The following is a 6029-nucleotide window of genomic DNA, read 5'->3' on the forward strand; positions in this document are numbered from 1 at the left end:
GCTATGCCAAAGATAAGGGGGGAACAGCTTGAAAAACGATGTTGTCAGTAAGAAAAAAGGGAAGAACAAAAAAAAGCAGGAAAAATGGGTTTTATATCTGAAAGGAAATTACGATTTATATTTATTTCTCCTTCCGGCCATCGCTGTTCTTTTTATTTTCAGTTATCTTCCAATCTATGGAGTTGTGCTTGCATTTAAGGATTACTCCGTTTCCAAAGGAATTCTGGGAAGTACCTGGGTGGGTTTGAAACATTTTACCCGATTTTTTTCATCCGCTTATTTTCCGGTCCTGATGAAGAATACCTTATTGCTCAGCCTGTATTCGCTTGCGGTAGGGTTTCCGTTTCCCATAATTCTGGCGCTGCTTTTAAATACAATCCGGGCAAAATGGTTTAAGAAAACGGTACAGATGGTGACATATGCTCCTAATTTTATATCTACGGTTGTCATGTGCGGTATGGTTCTTTTATTCCTATCGCCCAGAGCCGGGATGGTCAATAAGCTTTTGGGAGTATTCGGGAAAGAGCCTGTTAACTTTATGGCTTATGCCTCTTTCTTTCCCCATATTTATGTGTGGTCGGGGGTATGGCAGACGGCAGGATGGAATTCCGTGATATACTTTGCCGCGCTTTCCGGTATCAGCCCCCAGCTGCATGAAGCGGCGATGATTGACGGGGCATCAAGGCTTCAAAGAATTCTGCATATTGATGTGCCGGGGATCCTTCCCACAGCCATAATACTGCTGATTCTGAATATGGGCAGCATAATGTCGGTGGGTTACGAGAAGGTTTTTCTGCTCCAGAATAATACGAATATTGCTTCTTCGGAAATCATTGCGACGTATGTATATAAAATGGGTATTTTAAATAATGATATCAGCTTTTCCACAGCGGTGGGGCTTTTTAATTCGGTTATTAATCTGGTGTTATTAGTTGTCGTGAATTCGGTTTCGAAAAAATTATCGGAGAACAGTCTATGGTAAAAATAAAAAAAACAAAGGAAAATGGCAAGCCCGGCGGTGATAAGGTTTTTCTGGTATTCTGTTATATTTTTCTCGGGTTTATGCTTGTGATTACATTGTATCCGCTATATTTTGTGGTAATAGCTTCCATAAGTGATCCGTCTAAGGTGAGTACGGGGATGGTTACCCTTCTGCCCATAGGGATTAATAGGGAAGGCTACAGGGCGGTTTTACAGGATCCGCGGATCGTACGCAGCTTTTTTAATTCCGTTGTTTACACCGTCACGGGGACAATAGTTAACCTGATAGTGACAGTGCCGGCGGCCTATTCCCTGTCCCGCGGGGATTTAAAAGGAAAGAAAATTCTGCTCCTGTATTTTATGATACCCATGTTTTTATCGGGAGGTATGATACCAACTTATTTCGTTGTGAGAGGATGCCATCTGTTGGATTCTATGTGGTCGCTGATTCTTCCGGTCGGGGTAAGTGTTTATAATCTGATTATAGCCCGCAGCTTTTTCCAGTCCACACTCAGCAAAGAACTGCTGGATGCCGCCAGAATTGACGGCTGCAGCAATACCAGGTTTTTTGTGCGGATTGCGCTTCCTCTGTCCAAGGCAATCCTGGCAATTCTGGTTCTGTACTATGGGGTGTCCCATTGGAACAGTTATTTCACAGCCATGATTTATCTGAATGATCAGAGAAAGTTCCCATTCCAGCTGATTTTACGGGATTTGCTTTCCCAGAATCAGCAGATCACGGAAATTATGCAGGATCAGTCCGAATTGCTGCATAAACAGCAGCTTGCCGAACTGATGAAGTATTCCCTGATTATCCTATCCAGCCTTCCGGTTATGATACTGTACCCATTTATTCAGAAGTATTTTGTAAAAGGAGTAATGATAGGATCCCTGAAGGAATAATGCGTTATCTGTGGACAATCAACCGGAGCGTACGGCCGGTTTGAGAAGGATACCTACTAAAAAGGTGTCTGCAACATAAAATTACACTGCTTTATAAAAGCAGAAAGGAGTTATATGAAAAGGAAAAAGCAAATAAAAAAGATGGGTGCCTTATTTCTTGCAGGTCTGTTGATCCTTTCACTGCCGGGATGTTCCCGGAAGAACGGGCCGCAGACATCCGCAGACGAGCCGCAGTCTGCTGCACAGAAAGCCGCAGGAGAGATTGTAGTCGATGACGACGGGCGTGAAAGGATCGGAAATGTGTATCTGGAAGGGCTGCCGTTATGCAGGGAAACCGAAACAATAACAATTCTTGTAAATTCGACGGCAGATCCCAATGAGATGGAGCTGTTTAAACGCTTTGAAGAGGAGACAAACGTAAAGATAAATTGGCTGGCCTATTCGGGGGATGTGGCTACGGAAAAGAAAAACCTCATGTATTCCAGCGGGGAGTATCCGGATATGGTATGCGGCTGGCTGCTGAATGACACAGATATCATGCGTTATGGGGCAAACGAAGGTATTTACATTCCTCTGGAGGAGCTGATCACACAATATGCTCCGCGGATCCAATCCTGCCTGGACAGTTTCCCGGAGGGACGGGATACGGTAACCACACCGGACGGCCATATTTATACAATTCCGATCATGGCGCCCCAGCCCGTAACGGAAAATGTAGTTCTGATCAACCGGGCATGGCTGGAAGCGGTGGATATGGAAATGCCGGCGACGGTGGACGAACTGTTTGATGTCCTTGTGGCATTCAGGGATAAGGATCCGAACGGAAACGGCCTTGCAGATGAGATCCCTTTCTCCACACAGTCACATGGCCTGTGCCATATGCTGGCCTGGTTCGGGTTGGGAGACAGCACGGATCAGCATATCGCGGTAAAAGATAACAGCCTCGTATTTGTGCCTGCAACAGAAAATTATTATGAAGCGGTTCTCTACCTGAACAAACTGTTTCGAGAAGGGCTTCTGGATCAGGAACTGTTTACCCACAGTGACGATCAGTTTAAGGCAAAGGGAAAAGAGGACGAAACCGTTTACGGTTTGTTTATCGACTGGTCCGGCCCCGGAGTCGTGGGCCAGGAAAGATTTGAAGAAGAATATACTGCCCTTCCCCCTCTTTCCAGCAGTATAAGCCCCGAACCGATATGGCCTCAGGGACCTTATTCCGTATTTAAGGATCAATGTGCAATAACGAAAAATGCTGCAAATCCCATGCTCATTCTGCGCTGGCTTGATTATATTTATGGGGAAGATAATTCCGTTCAGATTATGAAAGGTCCTTACGGTGAACTGATAGAAAGAAAGGATGACGGCAGCTTCAGCGCTCTGGAGCCTCCGGCCGGAGAAAATATGGACAGCTACCGCAATAAAATTTCCATTACGGGAATGCCCTATTGTATCATGCCGGACATTCAGAAACAGCTTCCCCTCAGTGCATTTGAACAGGTAAAACAGGATGCGGATGACGTTTATGCGCCTTATATTACCAAAGAACCCATTCCGGCGTACTGGCTTACACCGGAGGAAAGTACGGAAATCTCCACCGTGCAGACGGATTTAGATAAGTATGTGAAGGATTCCTTTGCGTCCTGGGTTTCCGGTCAGTCCAGTATAGAGGAGGAATGGGATGCGTATCAGGACCAGCTGAAGGTATTGGGACTGGATAAATACATGGAAGTTATGACAAATGCCGTTTTCCGAAATCAGGCAGACTGACCGGATGCGGCCGCAGACAGGAGTGAATATGAAAAAAGATCGAGACAGCAGAATGTTGGCATTTCACACAAGAATCCATGCACGGGAAGCCGGGGAACCACTCTGCCGGTTCCTTGAAAAGGGCCTGGCCCCGCTTGGGTTTAACACACTCATACTGGAATTAAATCCCGGTTATACGTATCGGTGCTTTCCGGAATTTTCCACGGGGACTCTCTGCAAAGAGGATATCCGAAGGATCCTCCAATGCTGCAGGGAGTATGGTATCCGGCTGCTCCCGCTGTTCCAGTGCCTAAGTCATCAGTCCGATTATGGAGGAAAGCCGTGGCCCCTTTATCAGAAACATCCTCATCTGCTGGAACGGCCGGGAGTACCCTATAATGCAAAATGGCCGGAAATTTACTGCCACAGCTGGTGCTGTTCTAAAAAGGAGATATATGATTATATATTTCCCATGCTAGATGAGGTTATAGAGGATTTTGAAACAGATACCGTCCATATCGGTATGGACGAGGTATTTGATATTGGGGAGGATGACTGTCCCGAATGCAGAGGGAAGGATAAAGCATTGCTGTTCGCGGAAACGGTCAAAACCATACATGAACATCTGGAACAAAAAGGAGTCAGAACTTTAATGTGGGGAGACAGGCTTCTGGATGCATCGAAAATGCATTACCAGATGTGGGAGGCCGATAGGTTTGGCATCTATAAAGCTATGGAGGATCGGGAAAGGATCAGCAGACAAATAGGGATTACGGATTGGCATTATGATCGTCATCCTCATGGATATCCGTCCGTGGATCGCTTCCTGGAGGAAGGGTTTACCGTTTTTCCATCCGTTTTTATGGATCCGGAACAGGCAGGCCATATGCTGGGCTACATGGTAGAAGCGGAATATATCGCAGAAAAGCTGCATTACCCGGGAAAAATAGGGGGCGTCTTGTGTACGCACTGGGATGCCTTTGACGAAGAACGGATGCAGCATCTGCTGAAAGGGATCAGGCAGGAAGATCCGGACGATAATAATACAAGCTATTTTGTAGGACAGGTTCTCGCCAAAGTATCGGAGTTATGTACTGGTAACAGGGCGTGATTCAGAAGAAAACGGGCCGGCAGCTTCATTCTGCCGGCCCAATTCCTGCATCCGGCAGCATCTTACACATAATCATATAGTTCAAAATCCGCTTTGCCGCATTCCCTCCCGTTGATAATAAGCGTAAGCGTATGGATACCCGGATAATGCTTCCTGGTGCTTAAATTTTTGAAGGAATGCTTTTTCCGGTAGAACCTTTTTTCCTTTTCTTTCAAAGTGATTTCTGAAAGCTTAAAAAGCTTACGGGTTCGTTTCCCGCTTGCTTTCACATAATCGATCCCATATTCTATTCTGGCTTTTACGGCGCTTTCAGCCAAAACCGTAAAAGAAAAAAGGATATCCTGGCCGATGCGGACAGCCGCCGATTCTAAGGCAAAGTCCCGGACGGCCACGGCGGCATCATTGTATCCGAACAGCTTCAGCACATCCTCCTTTCCTTTTTTGAGCAATGTCCTGCAGCCATGCCGCAGAATCCAGTCAGTGTTATCATTTTTTCCATACCACTTCTCTGCAAGCTCCCTTACGAGATCCGGATGGGTTTTGGAAATGTCATTCAGATTATTTGCCACACTTCTTCTGACATAGAGGGAAGAATCGGTTTTTAAGTTTTCCAATATGGGCAGAATGGGTGAGGGGTCTTTTTTAAAGCTGGTCAGTGCCTGTCCCCACGGCAGCCGGGGACGGCATCCCTCACTGGAGAGCCTTCGGACGTGCTCGTTTTCATCCTCGGACCAGGCATACATCTGGGCCATCATGCGTTCTTCATCCTTTATGAGAAAGGATCGGACTGCAAATTCAGAAGAGGCATAGGGGGTATACCTCGCCAAAGCCGCCATAGAAATATCCCAATTTTCCTCATCCTGACCGAACAGCTCTACAAAAGCCGGGAAAAAAAGAGCAAAACCGTCGAAACAGATAGCGTAATTCGGTATCACCTGATCAATGATACGAATGGCCGCTTCATAGTCTGCCGGCAAATACTTTCCCAGGTTACTACTTATCTGCAAAACCCGTTGCTTGAAGCCCAGGTCCTCCCACGTTTTGTCCATGGTTGCCTGTATAAATTCGTCTGCAGGAAATCCCCTGTAAACCGATTGGATCTCTGAAGCGAGTTTGCAAAGCGATTCATAACGATATCTGTCCTTAAATAAATCTGCCATAGGTTTCTCCTTTCTAGTCCGGTTTCCATCATGATAGCAGACAGAAACGCAAAAAGGAAGCACTGTTTCTTCCCCGGGTGCAGATAAAAAAGTATGGCGTCCCCCGGGCCTGCTTCCCTGTGCGGCCA

Annotated in this window: 5 protein-coding genes; 4 read left to right on the forward strand and 1 reads right to left on the reverse strand. The window is 46.3% G+C overall.

Going from position 1 to position 6029, the window contains the following annotated elements:
- Window positions 1–28 precede the first annotated feature (28 nt).
- The 4 genes from DXA36_RS06960 to DXA36_RS06975 all read left to right on the forward strand — a co-directional run bounded on the left by DXA36_RS06960 (window position 29) and on the right by DXA36_RS06975 (window position 4741).
- Entirely contained in the window at window positions 29–982 is a 954-nt protein-coding gene (locus DXA36_RS06960; protein ID WP_118677664.1) for an ABC transporter permease, read from the forward strand.
- Entirely contained in the window at window positions 976–1884 is a 909-nt protein-coding gene (locus DXA36_RS06965) for a carbohydrate ABC transporter permease (RefSeq protein ID WP_118677666.1), read from the forward strand. Before DXA36_RS06960 ends, DXA36_RS06965 begins: the two co-directional genes overlap by 7 nt.
- A 114-nt stretch (window positions 1885–1998) precedes the next feature.
- The gene (locus DXA36_RS06970; protein ID WP_118677668.1) at window positions 1999–3651 is read left to right on the forward strand and encodes an extracellular solute-binding protein; all 1653 of its coding nucleotides are present in this window, start codon (window positions 1999–2001) and stop codon (window positions 3649–3651) included.
- A 28-nt stretch (window positions 3652–3679) separates the two neighbouring features.
- On the forward strand, window positions 3680–4741 hold the full coding sequence (locus DXA36_RS06975; protein ID WP_182478967.1) for a family 20 glycosylhydrolase: 1062 nt from the start codon (window positions 3680–3682) through the stop codon (window positions 4739–4741).
- Window positions 4742–4803: 62 nt separating this feature from the next.
- Here the strand turns inward: DXA36_RS06975 and DXA36_RS06980 are convergent, their stop codons facing one another.
- Window positions 4804–5901 (reverse strand): DNA alkylation repair protein, encoded by a 1098-nt coding sequence (locus tag DXA36_RS06980; protein WP_118677672.1) that lies wholly within the window; start codon window positions 5899–5901, stop codon window positions 4804–4806.
- Between the last annotated feature and the right edge of the window lie 128 nt (window positions 5902–6029).

It is taken from the genome of Eisenbergiella sp. OF01-20 (assembly GCF_003478085.1).
Lineage (GTDB): Bacteria > Bacillota > Clostridia > Lachnospirales > Lachnospiraceae > Eisenbergiella.

Bases quoted from the DNA above. Each gene is read 5' to 3' on its own strand.
- DXA36_RS06965 (WP_118677666.1), top strand. From the start codon at position 976: ATGGTAAAAATAAAAAAAACAAAGGAAAATGGCAAGCCCGGCGGTGAT.
- DXA36_RS06975 (WP_182478967.1), top strand. From the start codon at position 3,680: ATGAAAAAAGATCGAGACAGCAGAATGTTGGCATTTCACACAAGAATC.
- DXA36_RS06980 (WP_118677672.1), bottom strand. From the start codon at position 5,901: ATGGCAGATTTATTTAAGGACAGATATCGTTATGAATCGCTTTGCAAA.
- DXA36_RS06970 (WP_118677668.1), top strand. From the start codon at position 1,999: ATGAAAAGGAAAAAGCAAATAAAAAAGATGGGTGCCTTATTTCTTGCA.